This is a genomic window from Bacillus sp. ISL-77, assembly GCF_018613105.1.
In genome coordinates, this window is the sequence record NZ_JAGGQY010000031.1 from 36,777 (window position 1) to 54,596 (window position 17,820).

Here is a 17,820-nt window from a genome sequence, read left to right on the forward strand (position 1 = left end):
CATCAACACCATCTTACTCTAGGTTATTTAGCACTTCTAATGCTGCCTCGCAAACCTGCATATCGTGAGTATAATGTCCGCCACTAACCCCAACACCGCCAATCAGTTCGTTATTGATTTTGATTGGATAACCACCGCCAAAAATAATCAATCTTGGAGTGTGAACAATCCCATGCAGCAATGGTGGATCATCCTTTAATCTGTCGTACCATTCGTGTGTTGCTCTATTATAAGTGGCAGCAGAAAATGCTTTATTTTGAGCAATTTCCAAACTTAATACTGGTGCACCGTCCATGGCAGCAAACGCTTTTAGGTTCCCCACGCGATCAACGATTGAGATGCTAAACGGCATACCTAGTTCTTTTCCCTTAACAAGTGCCGCCTCTAACATTTTATTAGCAAGTGCTAGACTGATATTTTTTGATTCAATAGCTGGAATTAATTTTTCCATTATGATTTCCCCTTTCAACTTTTAGAAATATTTATAAATTTACTGGTCGTCCGTAACCAAATGCTTCAATAGCGGTTGCAGTGACAGCGACACTTTTTGGTAAACATAAATCGACGATGACATTAGCAAGGTCACGTGGATGCAACCAATTGTCTTTATTCACATCAAAATCATCCATCATCTTTGTATTTACTGGACCTGGACAGACCGCATTCACTCTAATTTTGTATGGCTTTAATTCTTCACCCAGTGCTTTGGAAAATCCGAGACATGCGTATTTGGAAGCAATGTAGGCACTTCTGTCAGGACCGCCTTTTGTTCCCCAAATCGACGATAGATTGATGATCACACCGTGTCTTTTCTCCATCATTTGCGGCACGACTGCCCGAGTACATAAATAGACTCCACGAATATTAACATCTTGTACAAAGTCCCATTCTTTAACCGTCATTTCATGGAACGGCTTAAGGAGCATGACACCCGCATTATTGATTAATATATCAATCGAACCCAAACTTTCTTGTGTTGTCTGGACTGCGTGATTTATATCCTCTTCTGAACGAACATCCCCGGTAAAGGCGATTGCTTTGCTCCCAACCACCTCAGAAATATAGGAAGCAGTTTCTTTGCTTTCAGATTCATTGTCGGAAAAAACAGCAACTTTAGCACCTTGTTTCGCTAGGAGAATACAGGTCTCTCTGCCGATTCCTCTGCCTCCCCCTGTTACTAACGCCACCTTGTCTTTTAATTCCAAAAAGCCTCACCCTTTCTCAAGAAAACCATCTACTTAAACCTCTAATTTCTTTGAATCAGTTACGTAAGCAACAGCATGACCACCGGCGCGGCGGCCAAACACAAGACCCCTTAGCACAGATGTCCCGCCTGGATATTTCCCGTAATAAAGACCAGCCGTTTCACCGACTGCATATAAACCTGGAATCGGATCATGATCTTGAGACAGAACACGCCCATTCGTATCAGTAGCTAATCCACCGTTGGTGAAAACATTGGAGCAGACAATTGGATAGGCGATAAACGGAGCCTTATTAATCGGAATCGCCCAATTGGACTTTGGCGGCGTAATTCCAATCGCCTGTTTTCCATCTTTTTTATCCCAATGAAATTCACCCGGTTGAACAGCAGCGTTATAGGATTCAACCGTAGCCGTTAATTGGCCGACAGGCACGCCAATCTTCTCCGCCAGTTCTTCAATCGTATCAGCAACAATGGCCGGTTTATCGGTTTCCACAGCTCGTTCATAGTTTGGAATTTCATACATCTTTTGATCGCCGATCATATAGGCAATATGTCCAGGAAGATCGTGAAATATTGTCCGTGCAACCTCTTCATATTGCTCATCGACTGTTGTTTTCCCCTCATCAACGAAACGATTTCCATTCTGATCGACTAGAATAAAGTAAGGGTATGTCATTACAGCAGCCTCTTCCCGTTTACTTCTTGGGTCGACCGGTTCAGCATGGAAAGAATCAAATTGACCAGCCGTTTTTGCCCCTAGCTCCATTGCCATCCGGATTCCTTCACCTTTGTTAAACAATCCACCCTCGGCTACTGTCCGAACTTTATGAGCATCGCTGCCAACATATTGTGCCATCATCTCCTGATTTCCCTGAAATCCACCTGAAGCTAACACAACAGCTCCCACTTTTAATTGAAGTGAGGTTCCACCTTTGACACGCACCATTAGTCCATTCACTACGCCCTCGTCATCAAGAAGTAATTTCCAAGCAGTTGCCTCGTAAATAATCTCTACGCCAAGTCCACCTGCACGGCGGGATAGTGTGTCAACGATGGCACGACCGCCGCCTACGGGAAGCAAACGTGGCCTTGATGCGGTCAAAAACATTGTTGGCAGGTAGTCAAACTCGACCCCTTTTTCCTGGACCCAGCGAAGTGTGCTGCCAGCATCCTTGGCGAGAGTTTCTATGTACTCCCGATCGGAATAGTTGTCTGAAAAAGCCAGCATGTCTTCTACGAAGTTATCAGCAACTTCATCGAGATTCTTCATCCGCATATAGGAGGCAGTCCAACGAGAATTTCCACCCCTATGGTCATAATCAGCTCGTTCTAAAATAGCTATTTTTAAGTTCTTATTTTCCTTTTTAGCCGTTTCAGCGGCAGATAATGCGGCTGAGGTCCCGGCAACTCCACATCCAATGACTACGATGTCGTAATCTACTTTTCTCCCCACAACTTAGTCCTCCTTTAAAGTTCTTAATTTATTAAAAAAGTAAAATTACTTTTTAATTAATGACTGATTTTCTCCATACTTGTTTTCCCACTCTTTAATCTGATTGAGTTTAAAGAGTGATTGTCGCTCTTCCCACGTACAAATTAACTCGTGAACATTTTCGTGTGAACCTTCGGCTTTTAATATTCTTAACGACTCTATGATTCCTTTGATGGCAGAGCGAAGAACAGTATTAGCGCAAAGCATGATTTTAAATCCGATCTCTTCTGCTTCTTTCAAGGTAATCAGCGGGGTTTTACCGCCTTCTACCAGATTTATTACCTGTGGTATCCCTTTTAATGAGCTGGTAATTTGCTTTAATTGTTCCATGGTTGTCGGCGCTTCAACAAAAATAATGTCGGCTCCAGCTTCCGCATAGGCATTTGCCCTGTCCAATGCATCTTCCATGCCATTTACGGCTAATGCATCCGTACGGGCGATGATTGCTAGATTTTCATCTCTCCTAGTGTCAACAGCGGCTTTGATTTTCCCAACCATTTCTTCTTTTGAAATAACATCTTTCCCATTGAAGTGGCCGCATTTCTTAGGTGTAACCTGGTCTTCCATTTGAATCGCTGCTACACCTGCTCTCTCAAACTCTCTTACAGTACGGATAACATTAATCGCATTACCAAAGCCTGTATCGGCATCGACGACAATCGGAATGGTCGTCACATCCGTCATCCTTGCTACAATGTCAACCACTTCTTTTAAGGAAGTCAAGCCTACATCCGCCCACCCTAATTGAGCATTGGATATTCCAGCACCAGTGGCGTATATCGCTTGAAAGCCGATTTCTTCTATTAATCTAGCGGACATTGCATCATAAGCACCTGGTAAGATAAATGAACCAGGTTGGTGTAAAAGTTTTTGGAACTCTTTCGTTTTATTCACTTTTTATAGCCCCCCTTTTTTAAAATTATCTTTTATTAAAACTTCTGGTTATCCGATTTGAACAACTCCTTGAATCCACTCATTCTCTTGATAAGAATTTTTCACTTTTCCGAGGATTTGTTCGTGCCAAATGATAGAAAAAACACCATTATAATTGGATGCTAACTCTGAAACTGATTTTAGCGGAATCAATTCTTTCTCTTTTGTAACAATCATTTCTAGTACTTGTGATTGATTTGCTCTTCTTACCGTTACTAAATATTTTCCCGGAGCAGGCAATGTATAATGAGGCCTTACACTTAGTGAAGTACCGTCCCATTCACATGCCACTTCATAGAGACGTCCTAAAAATGCTGGCAGATCCTCAATATTTCCACTTGCCAATTTTTCACGAATGCAGGTTGAACTAATTTTCTCCCCCTGGTATTCCACTTTATCCACCTTCGTCACTTCGAGGATCCCGCCTGAATCACTTATCAAGCGGTCCATATTTCCAACTCCACGAAAACCATAGGTATAATCAAAGCCGGCAACTGCATGGACGACACCAAGATCAACTAAATACTTAGCTGCAAACTTTTCTGGGGAAAGTGACGCAAATTCTCTATCGAATTCAACGATATAAAATATGTCGACCCCCAGTTCACAGAATATTTTTTCCTTATCAGAAAGCGGCATCAGATAATCAACATGTGTCTTTCCATTGGATAAAACTGTTTTCGGATGTGGAAAGAAACTCATCACAGATAGTGAAAGATTCCTTTCTTTTGCTTTCTGAAAAGCTGTTTTAATCACTTCACGGTGTCCATTATGAATACCATCAAAAAATCCTAGGGCCATGACGCTGAGGCTTGCTTTTTGCTGATAGTCCGCTAGATTTTCCGGGTTCAAATAAATCGTTTCCATGCAGTTCCCTCCTAATCATTTAACCTAAGCCTCAATCATTATTAAATATTTTTCGTATTGCTTGAAAGACCACATAATTCTCGGCCAAAGTTTTCTTTGGATGTAATTGGCGAAACTGTTCTGTGGGTGTATAAGGCAGCAAAGTCACGTCCGATTCTTTGCATCGGGTTCCCATTGCCCACATAGGCCGAACCCGTTGCAAGGATTAAGATATCGATGGCTTCCTTACAGGACTGCACCGCATAGCCGATATTGGCCAATGCCTTGACTCTTTCAAATTTGCTCATGTACTCGCCACTTGCAGCGCAAGCATCAAGGCGGTCAGCAACTTGGTAAAAGTGCATGGCAGCGGTTTCAATTTTTAGCGATGCTTCTGCCGCTTGATGATGAGTGGTAACGGCATCACTTAGGTATTCAACCCCCAAATTCGCCGCCCTTCGATTTGGCAATTTTTCCATGAATAATTCTAAAGCTGCCTTCGCCATTCCTAAGCCCGGAACACCGATTGACATCGCCAGCGCAGGGAATAGTGCTGTATTATAGAGTGGAATATCTCGAAAATGATCAGATTGAAACTTTCCAGCAATGGCGTCTGTAAAGGATACAACCCGGTGATCTGGAACAAAAACATCTTTCATATTGATACTGTTACTTCCTGTGCCGCAAAGTCCCATTACATGCCAATCGTCCGTAATTTCCACTTGGCTCATTGGTAAAGTAATCAAGCCTTGATCAACGACGTTTCCATCTTCATCGACAATTGGCATTCCGAAGTATCCCCATGTCGCATGAAGGGAACCAGAGCAAAACGGCCAATAACCTTCTTCTATGATGTAACCGCCTTCAACCTTTTTCACCTGAATCTTTCTTGGTTCAAATACACCTGAAAAAACAATATCATCACCAGATCCGTAAATTTCATGATGCGTCATTTCAGAAAAGGATTCCGATATCATCAATTCCCGAATACAACATAGGGCAACAATCCAGCCAGTTGAACCGCAGCCACGGGAGATTTCCGTCACAATATCCGTATACGTTCTCATGTTTGTTTGGTAGCCGCCAAATTGTTTTGAGCGAAGGATATAGAAAAGGCCGGACTCTTTTAATTCGTTAATTGTGGCATCTGGAATTCTCCGAATTTCCTCTGTCTCTTTTGCCCGTTCACGTAATCTTGGTACAAACGATCGTGCCTTTTCTACCAGTTCAGTCTGTACATCCAAAATAGTACTCGTCATCATTGCATCTCATCCCTTCCCATTTGATTTAGCCCATCTATTTTAGTAAGTATTAAATGAAGTTTTGTTCATAATTAAATTTTAGAAAATTCGGTAACTTCAATCTAGAGTAAAAATCGTTTGAGTTAGCGCAGTTTTTAGATAGTTTTTATTGGTTTTTATCTAAAGAGGTATTTAATTTACACATTTAATAACTTTTTTACATTTTAAATCCATAAAAAAGCACCTAAAAGAAGATTTTTAGGTGTTTTTACTGATAGACTTATCACTCTACTTGCGGATAACCAGTTCTAACTTGCGCTTAAGCAATCCAACTTGCGGATAATGAGTTCCAACTTGCGCATAAGCCACTCCAACTTGCGGATAACCGGTTCCAACTTGCGCTTAACCTACCCCAACTTGCGGATAACCGGTTCCAACTTGCGCTTAACCTACCCCAACTTGCGGATAACTGAATTTAGTTAGTATCTAAGGGCATTCGATTCCAATCCTGCCAGAACCCGCCCGTAGTTTTCTTTTGTAATCGTTGGTGAAAGCGAGCGGTGTGAATACAGTGTCCAAAAATCACGGAAAATTCTTTGGAGAGGGTGTCCCTCATAAACAAACCCTGATCCACTGGCGAGCATCAAAATATCCAGAGCCTCTTTACACATCTGATTTGCATAACCGATATCTGCCAATGTCTTTACTCGTGCGTGACGATCCATGTGTTTCCCGCTTTCCGCCCAGGAATCAATCTCATGAACGACACGATAATAATGCATTTCAGCGGTATCAATTTTTAAAGAGGCATCAGCCAACAGAAGATGGGTGCTTGTGGCATCTTTGGAGTATTCAACCCCAATATGACTAGCTCTTCGATTGGGAAGGAATTCCTGGAAGAAATCCATTGCAGCCTTCACCACACCTAAGCCAGGCAAACCTAATGATAAGATCAGGGATGGAAAGAGTGCCGAATTATATAGTGGAATATCACGTAGGTGCTGTGAATTAAAATTTCCGTTCAAAACTTCAGAAAATGAAACGCAACGATGTTCTGGGATAAAAACATTGGTCATTTTAACACTGTTGCTGCCTGTTCCTTTTAAGCCCATCGTATGCCAATCATCCATGATTTCTAACTCATCAAATGGCACCGTCATTAAAGCTTGATCGACTAATTTTCCGTCCTCATCTGTAATTGCCATCCCAAAGTATCCCCATGTCGCATGAAGGGAGCCAGAGCAAAACATCCAAAATCCTTCTTCAACCAAATACCCGCCATCCACTTTCTTCGCAATCCATTTTCTTGGTTCATAAACCCCAGCAAATAGAACATCTTCCTCATTTTCTCCAAAAATCTCCAAATGCGTTTTTTCTGTAAAAGATTCAGCGACCATTAGTTCCCGAATCGCACAGAGCGCTACAATCCAGCCAGTTGAAGCACAGCCCCGAGAAATCTCGACAATACAATCTGCATAGGTCTTCATATTGGTTTGTAAGCCGCCATATCGTTTCGGACGGAGCATCTTGAACATACCTGCTTCCTTTAATTCCTTTATTGAGGCTTCAGGGATTCGACGAATTTCTTCCGTTTCCTTCGCCCTTTCCCTTAATTTCGGAACTAGTGAGCTAGCTTTTTCTACAAGAATATTGTCAAATTCTTTAAGTTTCGTCATTAAAGCATCTCCTCTTTTTCTTTTACTTGAGTAATAAAGCGTGAGGCGTTTTCACCGGCAATTTTCCCGAATACCGACCCTGCCATTAATCCAGCACCACCAGGGTAGTTAAAGTAGAATAGACCGCCTACCAGTTCACCCGCAGCATATAACCCGGGAATCGATTGGGACAATACATCTTGAACTTCGGTATTGGTGTTTATTTTTAAGCCGCCAAACGTAAAGGTAATCCCGCACGTAACGGCATATGCTTCAAATGGACCTTGATCCAGGGTATTTGCCCAATTGGATTTTCTTACCGCTAACCCATCTGTACAACGGCCATCTTTAATATTAGGGTTGAATGGTATATCTTTACGGACAGCCTCATTATATTCCGCTATCGTCTTTAAAAAACCTTCCTTATCCACACCGTCAAGCTTATCAGCCAATTCTTCTAAGGTATTAGCTTTTACCTTTGTTACCTTTCTTCCCCGATATTCGTCGCGTAGAAGCCCGGCTACTTTAGCATCGAATATCTGCCATGCAAATTGTCCTGGCTGCTTGAGGATCAATTTCCCATATCTCGCATAGGTATAATTTCGAAAGTCAGCCCCTTCGTCGACAAACCGTTTTCCTTCGGCGTTTACTAGGACTCCAAACGGATAGCTTAGTTTTTGGAACCCTTCTGTAAATTCAGGTAAATAACGATCTCCGCCAACTGAATGACAGCCTGACCAGTTTCCAGCTGCAAGTGCTCCAATATTTAGCGCCATTTGAATGCCCTCGCCGGTGTTAAAACGGCTCCCTCTTGCTTTTGCTAAATCCCAATTTGGACCTAAGTATCGAGTTCTCATCTCTTGGTTGGCATGAAAACCCCCAGATGCTAAGATAACTGCTTTCGCATGGACTTTTGTTGTTTTTCCATTATGTTTAAAAACCACCCCATGCACCCCATCATCATCGTGGATGAGTTCGGTCGCCATCGCATTAAATAATACATGAACACCTAAATGTTCAGCTTCCTCGTGGAGTGCACCGACTAACCCTGGACCTCCACCAACAGATTCAACAATCATTCCGCCCCAAAATTTAAAGATGCCATCCACTTTAAAGGCTTGGCGACCGTAAATCGGCACCCACCTGACTTTATGGGACTGCATCCATTTCATCGTTTCAAAGCTTTTACTTGTTAAGAGGGAAGCAAGCTCTGGGTCGGTACGATATTCCGTTATACGGCACATATCATCAAAAAATTCTTCCTCAGTATAGGAACCAAAATCTGTCATGTCTATATCTTCCTGTGTAAGGTCAGGCATAATTTGCTTTAACTCATTGACATCCTTGTAGGCAAAACGAATAGAGCCATGGGTAAACGTGCTATTGCCCCCTTTTTCAACCTCTGGAGCTTTTTCAAGCACAATGACATTGGCACCATTTTCCCGTGCAGCTATTGCAGCACACATTGCGGCATTCCCTGCCCCTACTACAACAATATCAGTTTCATAGATTTTGTTTTCCTTCATAAGACTGTCCCTCGCTTTCAAAAAAGCTGACTCAAGCTATTTCCTGAGTCAGCTTATACATCACGCTTCGATCGTTGGTTTATTCAGTTCCTTATCGCTTACGGTTTCTCCCCAATAGGTGTTAGCAATCAAGTGCTCTTCTTCCGTCCACTCGACCGGTTCCCAGTCTGGTTCAAAAATTAAATAGGATCCGCTAAATAATTCCACACGGCAGCCGCTGCCAGGGTCACATACATAGAGATAAAACGCTTGAGATACCCCATGTTTACCAGGACCAATGAATTTAATGCCTTCTTCTGCAAGAATATCAGCAGCCCTTAGGATATCTTGGGCATTATCGTGCCAATAGGAAATGTGATGAAGCTGGTTCGGTGTTTCTGCTTGCGGTCTTGAAATAACTGCAATATCGTGCACTAAAGGAGTAACGCTCATCCAGCCTGCGACAGTCGTTGTTTTATGATATTTCACATATTCACGTAGCTTAAACCCTAATTGGCTGCCTAAGTAATCGAGTATTTCACCGACATCCATGGAAGTAGCAATATTTACATGGTCAAATCGCCTTGGAGAGCAACCGCGCGCCCATGCTTTGTACGTTTGATTTTTTAAGACAGAACGTCTTTTTTCATCTGCTTTAGGTTTTTCTACATCATAGTAAATTTCAAAAGAATGCTGGCTTGGCAGTTTAAAGCGTATCGCCCTTCCTTGTCCGGCTTCTTCGCCCGCTTCAATCCAGTTAACCTCTGTTCCAGCTTTTTCAAGTAGCTGGGCAAATCCTTCCACATCTTCCGGTCGTTTCGTTCTCCATCCAATATGATCGACGTACCCTTTCTCTCCTGCTGTTAATGAGAGGGAATGATGTTCAAAGTCGCCCCATGCACGTAAGTAATAGGTTCCGTTTTTTTCTTCTGTTACTTCTAATCCAATGACATCCCTGAAAAACCATAATGATTTTTCCAAATCCGGTGTGACGAGTGCTACATGTCCTAACTTTGCAATCTCTGGTAAAGTCATCTTTATACCTCCGCTCCTAATGTTTTTTAGATTGTACTAGAGAAATAGTTTTGAATTAAATTATTAAAACTTTCTTGGTTCTCAATTTGCGTCCAGTGGCCACATTTACCGTATACATGCAATTGAACATTCTGGAGATGCGAGAGTAGGTAATAGCTAGATTCAACTGAGCAAACCATGTCATCACGTCCATGAACAAGTAAGATTGGGTTTTGGATCCGTTTAAGTGCTGTTACTGGCACAGGGACAGCTGCTGTTGCAAAGATGGATTCGTTGGAAAGATGTATTTCCGGACGCATCGCTGTCACATATCGAGTAGCAGCAAGTGAGTCAATTTCTGGGGCAAGTTTTTCCACATCATACACGAACCAGCCCATAATTTGACGCATTTTCTTTTCGGATGGATTGTCGTAGAAGCCCTTTGCCCGAGCTAGTTCAGGACTTAGCTTTGTATTCGGTGTCCCTCCAGGTCCCATTAAGACAACCCGGCCAAAACGTTCAGGATATTCTAGTAATAGTTCCAATGCAATGGAACAGCCTAACGAATTTCCAACCACGTGAGCCTTTTGTATCCCGTAGCGATCTAGCAGTTCAATCAGCTGATTTACCCAAAGGTCCATCCATCCCTGTCTGTTCTTTGGAGTTGACTCAGGATGTCCACTCTGTCCGAAGCCAAGCAGGTCTGGAGCAATACAGTCATATGTTTCACCGCATGCATTTAATGCGTATCGCCAGTTAGCCCATGCGAAAACACCTGGTCCTGAGCCATGTAAGAATAATATAGTTTCAGAATTCCCCTCACCCGAGCGATTTACAAATGTTTCAAAGTTATCCGTTTTAACTAATTGTTGAGTAATGTTTGCCATTATGAAATTCTCCTCCTTCTGTAAAAAAACAATCATGGGAATATCCATTAGAATGTAACCCTTTTCATTTTTTTATATTTTAACCCTATCTAAATTTTAGAAAATTCAATAATTTTAATCTAGAGAAAAAATCATCTGACTTCCTACTATTTTTAGATAGTTTTTATTGGTTTTTTAATTATATTTCTACGACTATTTTGTCTTCTATTTCATTCTGATCTTTCTTCGCTAATTTAAGTGTTGTAAGTGTGATTAAACTGATAAGCAGGAATCCAGCTATAATAAACATCGCTTGATTAAAATTGAAAACACCCATTATATATGGGCCAACGAATCCGCCTAATGAGGAAAGAGTGCTTACTAAAGCAATGCCTACAGGTGCAGTAGATTCTGAGAAGAAGTAAGTGATATATGCATAAAAAGTACCTGATATACCATATAAACCTGCGGAAGTAATGGAGAGCATTAAGACCATAAGTGGAACGCTTGAAACAAAAGCACAGCCAATGAATCCAACCATGGCAATAAACACACTTGCTCCTAAATGCAATTTGTGTGAGTTCGTTCGATCTGCATTCCATCCCGTAAAAAGAATCGACGGAATCGCAACAATCGATGGAATCATAGCTAACCAGCCAATTTGTAAGTTAGTCGTTGAAGATGAAGACAAAGATTTAATAATGCTTGGCATCCAATAAGAGAGTGCATTCACAGCGATAAAACCAGCGATATTAAATAAAGCTAATTTCCACAATTTTGACTCTTTCAACATGCCGAGATGAGAGGTTTTATTTAACTTGGCACTTAATTTTCGTTCCTTATCTAATTCTCCCTCAAGCCATTTTTTTTCTTCCGTCGTTAACCATTTTGCGTTAGCAGGTTTATTGGTCAAATAAAAAATAACCACAACACCTAAAATAACAGCTGGGAAACCTTCTAAGATAAACATCCATCTCCAACCCGCCAAACCACTCCATGAAATTGTATCCATGATCCAAGTTGACAACGGGGCACCGATCAACGCACTTAATGGCAAGGCAACAAAAAAGAGCGCTGTTGCTTTCCCGCGTTCCCGTGCCCTAAACCAAAACGTTAAATATAGTATGATCCCTGGGACAAATCCCGCTTCAGCTGCACCCAGTAAAAAGCGTAATATATATAAATGGGTTGCTGATTGGATAAAGCCTTGTAACACAACGACAATTCCCCAAGTAATCATAATACGGGCAATCCACAACCGTGCCCCCACCTTATTCAAAATCATGTTACTAGGAACTTCAAAGAGGAAATAACTGATAAAAAATAGACCAGACAACAAGCCAAATACTTCAGCTGTTAATGACAAATCCGCATTCATCTGTAAGGCTGCATAACCCATATTAACTCGGTCTAAAAAGGCAACCACATACAAAAGCAAAATAAATGGTAAAATTCTCTTCATTGTTTTCTTCACCGTGCTTTTTTCAATTAGATTAATAGATTGTCCTTGAGTCAAATAAATTCCTCCCTATAAATAGCTTATATTTGAAAGTGCTTACATTTTTATATTTTAGAAAATTCTGTATATCGTATCTAGAGTAAAAACTGTTGGAATTTACTCTATTTTCAAGTTGTTTTTGTTGGTTTTTATCCAATGATGAACTCAATAAATAAGAGCAATCCAATTAGGACTGCCCTTAGTTGTTTATATTTTTAGCTCTCCTAATGCCATCAGTGAGTCAAGAATTAGCAAGAGCTGATAGCTTTGGGAAGAATCCCGCAAATCTTTATTGATGAGCGTTTCAATCTTATTGATTCGATACATTAGACCACTCATAGATAAGGAAAGGTCATCCATCGTCTGCTGAAGTTTTCCACCATTGGATAAAAAGACATAGAGTGTTTTCAGTAACTCTTTTTGTTTCACATCATTTAATTTATATAGTGGTCCTAATTCTTGTTTTGCAATTTTCTTAATCCCGCTTACATTTTTTGAATTTATTAGGACACCAACTATCCCTAGATCTTTAAAACCATTAATTTTTTTATCTGTGGACATCCGTAAGGCAATTAATGACTCTTCGAAATAATCCAATATACTCTCAATATCCTCGGATTTATCGCTTATTCCGACTTTATATTGATAAGATGAATACGTTGTTTCAATATGTTTCAGGATTTTTTGCATTATAGCGATAATATTTGCTGTTTCGGGTATCAGCATTATAATCTGACCCTCATACTGACCAATTAACGCTTTATATCCTTGGATATCGAGATACTTGGCAATGGTCTCTAATATTTGGTCATAGTGATCAAAGCTATTCTGGGTGGTCTTTCCCTTCTCTTTATAATCAATTGCGGCAATATAAAAAGGGTTCTCAAGGTCAAAGCCCATATGCCGGCCACGCTTGATAATTTCCTCCTTGGAGGAATATTGCCCCTTAAGGATTTGTTCTAAAAAATACCCCTTCATTTTTTCAAGTGCTTCAAAACTTGTTTTTTCGTTTAATAGGTACAATGAGGCGGCATTAGCAACCCTCTCAATAAACATAATATCCGTTTCTGCACTTTTCCCTGGTTCATTTAAATAAAAAAAGGTACAATATCCAATTACTTTTTTTTGGACAATAATGGGAGTAATCAATCGTTCCTGATTTTCTGTCTTTATTCTAGTCGTTTCATTAAATAATGGCAGCAGGTTGTGATTATTCCTATTTTTTCGAATTAAATTCTCTTTTAGGTTGTTATTAAGACTAATATATTGCTCTTCTTTCAGCCCTGAGTATACAATTTTTTGGAAGCTTAAATCTTCAATAGAAATTGGGATTCTCAATAATTTAAAAGTGCTATCAGCAATATCCTGAAGATTGCTTCCATTCGAAACACTTTCCGTTAATTTCTTATGAAATTTAGATACGGTTTCGATAAAATTCCGCTGCTCTAACAATTGCTCATAAGTATACTCCAGTTCATCAATGATATTACTTTCATGATAGAATTTAAGTTCCTCTTGAATTTCATTTCCCCAATCCTCTTGCAGTCTTGCTTCGAAGCAGCATTCAGCATCTCCCATTGCAATACAGCTAATTTCCTTAACAATGACACTCTTCCTGCAGACAGTTGACATATAACCACTTGCATATCCAGTCAAGGTATGACATACCGGTGCTTCTGATTGGCCATGGTGCTTGATATGCTCCATTGCTTCAAATGAGTCAATCCATTTTCCTTTGCCAAGGATCGATTTAATGGTTTCTGAATCACTCATTTCGAGTATTCTTTCGGACTTCATGTCTCTAAAATGTCCCGTGCTTAAATGAAGAATCGATGCTTGATTAAGAAGGTCATTGATCGATGAACTTGTTTTCATTGCTTCTTCTGCATCACTAACACCTAAATTCCAACCATAACGAAGTAGAAACCCTTTTGCTCTTTTAGTCCCTAGATTCTCTATTAATCCTTTCCTTAGGAGGCCAAAAGCAGCAGAAGTTGAAAGGATTTTTTTATTTCCATCTTCTGTGGAGCTAGGTTTATATGATTGGGCTAAGTTACTCAATATTAATTCCCCCTCTCAATTTAAGGGTTAAAAGGAGTTTACATGGCTTTTCTTTATACTTGGAACGACTTTATTTATTTGTTCGCCAAGATCGATTAATCCATTTGAGCTACGAATTTGGCAGCGAATGACATCGCCATCCTTCAGGTATTTGCCACTGATTAATTGTCCCTCTTCAAGTAAATCCAACTTTTGTTGATAAGGAATAGCCATGTTTGATAAAAGTTCCAATACTTGTGGAGTTAAATTTAGAGCAACCCCGCCTGCAGTTCCAGTAACAATCAGATCCCCTGGGGATAAATCCATAATTTCCGAGAGCTCTGTAAGGGTTTCTGCTGGTTTGTAAAGCAGTTGATTTGAATTGGCAGATTGCCTTAATTCATCATTCACCCAAAGATTTAACTCAAGATCATGAATCAATGGCAGCTCTTCCTTGTCAAGCAAATAAAGATAAGGACCTGTTGGACAAAAAGTTCGGTAGCTCTTACCTTTCAACCATTGCCCCTGAGAAAGCTGAACATCTCGCGCAGAAACATCATTAACAATCACCAGCCCGGCGATATACTGATGAAGGTTTTCGTCAGTTATATCTGACGCCTCTGCGATTTCTGTTCCAATTACGAGACCAAGCTCCAATTCATAATCTAGTAGTTTAACATCGTGCGGCCTTACAATTTCGCTAGTGGCGCCGCAAAGGGAACTGTCAGCTTTGCTAAAAATCATATTAAATGGAGCTCGTGCAGCTTCCATTCCCGTCTCAGCACGATGCTCTGAGTAATTGACTCCCTGACAAACGATTCGTGCTGGCTTTGTCACTGGACTCAAAATGGTCACTTCATTTAATGCAACACATACTGTATTATCTTGAGTATTGATGGTATGAGCTTCTTCTTTCCCATGCTCCAAAAAATCAGCTAAACTTTGGTATGTACCTGATAAAAGGCGGATTTGATCTCCTGATACCACTCCCCATTGCTCTTTTTGTTTATGTTCAAATCTAACAACTTTAATACCCATTTTACTACCCCTCATTTTATGGAATTTTTTTCTTACAATAAAGACCCCTCACATAACGATATACAAGGAGTCTTCAAACATAAATCGTACTAGTGTTTTATTTATTTTTAACGGTTTCTTTTGAAGCTCGCTGATACTGAACCCATATGTTCAAATTCTGCTGTGAATGTATCCCCATCCTCTATGACTATCGCCTTTGAAAGAGCTCCAGCAAGAATAACTTCACCAGCATATAGAGAGATACCGTAATTTCCTAGGGCATTAGCAAGCCAGGCAACGGCTTGAGCAGGATTCCCCATTACAGCTGCACTTACAGCAGAGTCCAAAAATTCATTATTCCTAAATACATTCATGCTAATTTTGGTGAGGTCAAGCCCATCTATCTTAGCAGTTGTTTTGCCGATAACCGCCCCTGCTGAAGAGCCATTGTCTGCTACCGTGTCTTCGAACTTGATTTGCCAGTCTCTAATCCGACTGTCAATAATTTCGAGTGCCGGTACAATGTAATCGGTCGCTTCGATGACGTCATTCATTGTTACTCCAGGACCACTTAAATCTTTTTTTAAGACAAAGGCGATTTCGAATTCAATCTTTGGCTGGATGAACTGATTTAGTCCAATCGTCTCTCCATCCTCATAGATCATGTCATTAAGAAGGTGCCCATAATCAGGCTCGTTCACATTAAACATATCCTGCATTGCTTTACTTGTGAGACCGATTTTTTTCCCAACAATTACTGCACCTTTATCCACTTTATGATGAATTTGGTGCAGCTGAATTTGGTAGGCTTCATCCACAGAAATTTCTTCTGTGGATGAAGTAAAGGGAGCAATCGGCTGTTTCTCACTTTCCGCTTTCATTAGTGCTGTAGCAGCTTTTTGAATATCCATTACCATTGCTCCTTTATGTCGATGCTATTAAAGCATGGTTGTGATTTTTTTTAATTCGATGTAACAGTTGATTCCTCTATTAAAGTACGATAGCGTCCGCTATAAAAAAGAAGTGGTTCAGCATCTTCAAGCTTAATATCAGTCACCTTGCCGATAAAAAGGGTATGATCCCCTTCGACGTGCTCAGCAGATACTTCACAGGCAATTTGGGCGACGGCACCAGCTAATACTGGTTTCCCATCAAGACGATTAAAAATGACTTCCCGTGGCTCTTTTATTTGTCCAGCAAAAATCATTGAAAGTTCCTGTTGATCCGCAGCTAAAATATTGACTGAAAATGTTTGACTTTGTTTTATTTTCTCAAGGATTTTAGCTTTTTCCCCAATCGAGATTACAACTAGCTTTGGACTAAGTGACACTGACATGAAGGCATTTGCAGTCATTCCATGCACATCACCTTCGACATCTGTTGCAATAACGGTTACACCTGTTGCAAATTTTCCCATGGCGGTTCTAAATAATCGATCATCCATTCTAATGACCCCTTTCTGCTTTTCCGATTGTGTTATTTTAAGTTATCTACTAAACTCTTATGCTTCAATCGTCGGATTGTTTTCTGGTAGTGTGTCCGTTTGGTCGCCCCAGAAGGTAAAACCAACATCCATTTCATCCAAAGTCCACACGATCGGCTCCCAGTCTGGTTCAAAGATTAGATACCCATTGGTGAACAATTCCAAGCGGACTCCGCTGCCTGGATCGACAACGTAAATGTACATAGCTTGCGAAATACCGTGCTTACCAGGACCTTTAAACTTTATCCCATTTTCAGCTAAGATATCTGCCGCCCGAAGAAGATCTTGGGCATTATCAAGCCAGTAAGACAAATGGTGAATTTGATGTGTCGATGGTGAAAATGGATCATGGCTTACTGCGATATCATGCACCAATGGTGTGACACTTAACCAGGCACCAATTAAAGATTCATCTGGAGCTTGAACACATTCCCTCATTTTAAAACCTAACTTTTCTATTAAATAATCAGAAATGACATTTGCCTTTAATGATGATAGGAGATTGACATGGTCTATTCTTCGTGGTGATACGCCGCGTGCCCATGATTTATAAGTCTGATTCTTTAATACCGACCGTTTGGACGGCTCCGCTAATGTCTTTTCCATGTCATAATAAATTTCAAAGCGGTGCTCACTTGGTAATTGAAAGCGAATCGCTCTTCCTTGGCCCGCTTCTACACCAGCTTCAACCCAATTTACTTCTGTCCCTGCTTCCTTTAGAAGCTGGGCAAATCCTTCAACATCTTCCGGTCGTTTTGTCCGCCAGGCAATGTGGTCTACATACGACTTCTCTCCTGCAGTAATTGAAAGCGTATGATGTTCAAAATCACCCCATGCACGTAAATAATGGGTACCGTTAACTACTTCTGTTTCTTCAAGACCAATTAACTCTTTGAAGAACCAAAGTGATTTGTCAAGATCCGTTGATACTAATGCAACGTGCCCTAATTTTGCGATTTCTGGTAAACTCATACCATATACCTCCTTGATTTTTATGAAAATTATCAATTAATCTAATTTTGG

16 protein-coding genes are annotated in these 17,820 nt (G+C 40.6%); all 16 read right to left on the bottom strand.

Annotated features, from left to right (window positions below):
* Positions 1 to 13 precede the first annotated feature (13 nt).
* Complete coding sequence (locus J7E77_RS11460; RefSeq protein ID WP_214714425.1) at positions 14 to 451, bottom strand: GlcG/HbpS family heme-binding protein; 438 nt, start codon at positions 449 to 451, stop codon at positions 14 to 16.
* Between the two features lie 31 nt (positions 452 to 482).
* Positions 483 to 1,205 (bottom strand): SDR family NAD(P)-dependent oxidoreductase, encoded by a 723-nt coding sequence (locus tag J7E77_RS11465; protein WP_214714427.1) that lies wholly within the window; start codon positions 1,203 to 1,205, stop codon positions 483 to 485.
* Positions 1,206 to 1,238: 33 nt separating this feature from the next.
* Complete coding sequence (locus J7E77_RS11470; protein ID WP_214714429.1) at positions 1,239 to 2,660, bottom strand: FAD-binding protein; 1,422 nt, start codon at positions 2,658 to 2,660, stop codon at positions 1,239 to 1,241.
* A 45-nt stretch (positions 2,661 to 2,705) separates the two neighbouring features.
* Complete coding sequence (locus J7E77_RS11475) at positions 2,706 to 3,593, bottom strand: isocitrate lyase/PEP mutase family protein (protein ID WP_214714431.1); 888 nt, start codon at positions 3,591 to 3,593, stop codon at positions 2,706 to 2,708.
* Positions 3,594 to 3,641: 48 nt separating this feature from the next.
* Positions 3,642 to 4,499, bottom strand: coding sequence for an FAD synthetase family protein (locus tag J7E77_RS11480; protein WP_214714433.1), 858 nt, complete (start codon positions 4,497 to 4,499; stop codon positions 3,642 to 3,644).
* 41 nt (positions 4,500 to 4,540) lie between these two features.
* On the bottom strand, positions 4,541 to 5,740 hold the full coding sequence (locus J7E77_RS11485; protein ID WP_251026587.1) for an acyl-CoA dehydrogenase family protein: 1,200 nt from the start codon (positions 5,738 to 5,740) through the stop codon (positions 4,541 to 4,543).
* Positions 5,741 to 6,198: 458 nt separating this feature from the next.
* A complete protein-coding gene (locus J7E77_RS11490; protein WP_214714435.1) occupies positions 6,199 to 7,395 on the bottom strand; it encodes an acyl-CoA dehydrogenase family protein in 1,197 nt (398 codons plus the stop codon).
* Complete coding sequence (gene tcuA / locus J7E77_RS11495) at positions 7,395 to 8,900, bottom strand: FAD-dependent tricarballylate dehydrogenase TcuA (protein ID WP_214714437.1); 1,506 nt, start codon at positions 8,898 to 8,900, stop codon at positions 7,395 to 7,397. The genes J7E77_RS11490 and tcuA overlap by 1 nt, the downstream gene beginning before the upstream one ends.
* Positions 8,901 to 8,960: 60 nt before the next feature.
* Positions 8,961 to 9,914, bottom strand: coding sequence for a VOC family protein (locus J7E77_RS11500; RefSeq protein WP_214714439.1), 954 nt, complete (start codon positions 9,912 to 9,914; stop codon positions 8,961 to 8,963).
* Between the two features lie 26 nt (positions 9,915 to 9,940).
* The gene (locus tag J7E77_RS11505) at positions 9,941 to 10,780 is read right to left on the bottom strand and encodes an alpha/beta fold hydrolase (protein WP_214714441.1); all 840 of its coding nucleotides are present in this window, start codon (positions 10,778 to 10,780) and stop codon (positions 9,941 to 9,943) included.
* Between the two features lie 178 nt (positions 10,781 to 10,958).
* Entirely contained in the window at positions 10,959 to 12,275 is a 1,317-nt protein-coding gene (locus J7E77_RS11510) for an MFS transporter (RefSeq protein WP_214714443.1), read from the bottom strand.
* 189 nt (positions 12,276 to 12,464) lie between these two features.
* A complete protein-coding gene (locus J7E77_RS11515) occupies positions 12,465 to 14,318 on the bottom strand; it encodes a XylR N-terminal domain-containing protein (RefSeq protein WP_214714445.1) in 1,854 nt (617 codons plus the stop codon).
* A gap of 27 nt (positions 14,319 to 14,345) precedes the next feature.
* A complete protein-coding gene (locus J7E77_RS11520) occupies positions 14,346 to 15,335 on the bottom strand; it encodes a fumarylacetoacetate hydrolase family protein (protein WP_214714447.1) in 990 nt (329 codons plus the stop codon).
* Between the two features lie 107 nt (positions 15,336 to 15,442).
* Positions 15,443 to 16,225, bottom strand: coding sequence for a 2-keto-4-pentenoate hydratase (locus J7E77_RS11525; protein WP_214714449.1), 783 nt, complete (start codon positions 16,223 to 16,225; stop codon positions 15,443 to 15,445).
* A 50-nt stretch (positions 16,226 to 16,275) separates the two neighbouring features.
* Positions 16,276 to 16,758 (bottom strand): flavin reductase family protein, encoded by a 483-nt coding sequence (locus J7E77_RS11530; protein ID WP_214714451.1) that lies wholly within the window; start codon positions 16,756 to 16,758, stop codon positions 16,276 to 16,278.
* A gap of 57 nt (positions 16,759 to 16,815) precedes the next feature.
* Positions 16,816 to 17,769, bottom strand: coding sequence for a VOC family protein (locus tag J7E77_RS11535; RefSeq protein ID WP_214714453.1), 954 nt, complete (start codon positions 17,767 to 17,769; stop codon positions 16,816 to 16,818).
* Between the last annotated feature and the right edge of the window lie 51 nt (positions 17,770 to 17,820).

Excerpts from the sequence above, each read along its gene's own strand:
- J7E77_RS11460 (WP_214714425.1), bottom strand. The coding sequence starts at position 451 with ATGGAAAAATTAATTCCAGCTATTGAATCAAAAAATATCAGTCTAGCA.
- J7E77_RS11480 (WP_214714433.1), bottom strand. The coding sequence starts at position 4,499 with ATGGAAACGATTTATTTGAACCCGGAAAATCTAGCGGACTATCAGCAA.
- J7E77_RS11485 (WP_251026587.1), bottom strand. The coding sequence starts at position 5,740 with ATGATGACGAGTACTATTTTGGATGTACAGACTGAACTGGTAGAAAAG.
- J7E77_RS11490 (WP_214714435.1), bottom strand. The coding sequence starts at position 7,395 with ATGACGAAACTTAAAGAATTTGACAATATTCTTGTAGAAAAAGCTAGC.
- tcuA (WP_214714437.1), bottom strand. The coding sequence starts at position 8,900 with ATGAAGGAAAACAAAATCTATGAAACTGATATTGTTGTAGTAGGGGCA.
- J7E77_RS11500 (WP_214714439.1), bottom strand. The coding sequence starts at position 9,914 with ATGACTTTACCAGAGATTGCAAAGTTAGGACATGTAGCACTCGTCACA.
- J7E77_RS11505 (WP_214714441.1), bottom strand. The coding sequence starts at position 10,780 with ATGGCAAACATTACTCAACAATTAGTTAAAACGGATAACTTTGAAACA.
- J7E77_RS11520 (WP_214714447.1), bottom strand. The coding sequence starts at position 15,335 with ATGGGTATTAAAGTTGTTAGATTTGAACATAAACAAAAAGAGCAATGG.
- J7E77_RS11525 (WP_214714449.1), bottom strand. The coding sequence starts at position 16,225 with ATGGATATTCAAAAAGCTGCTACAGCACTAATGAAAGCGGAAAGTGAG.
- J7E77_RS11530 (WP_214714451.1), bottom strand. The coding sequence starts at position 16,758 with ATGGATGATCGATTATTTAGAACCGCCATGGGAAAATTTGCAACAGGT.
- J7E77_RS11535 (WP_214714453.1), bottom strand. The coding sequence starts at position 17,769 with ATGAGTTTACCAGAAATCGCAAAATTAGGGCACGTTGCATTAGTATCA.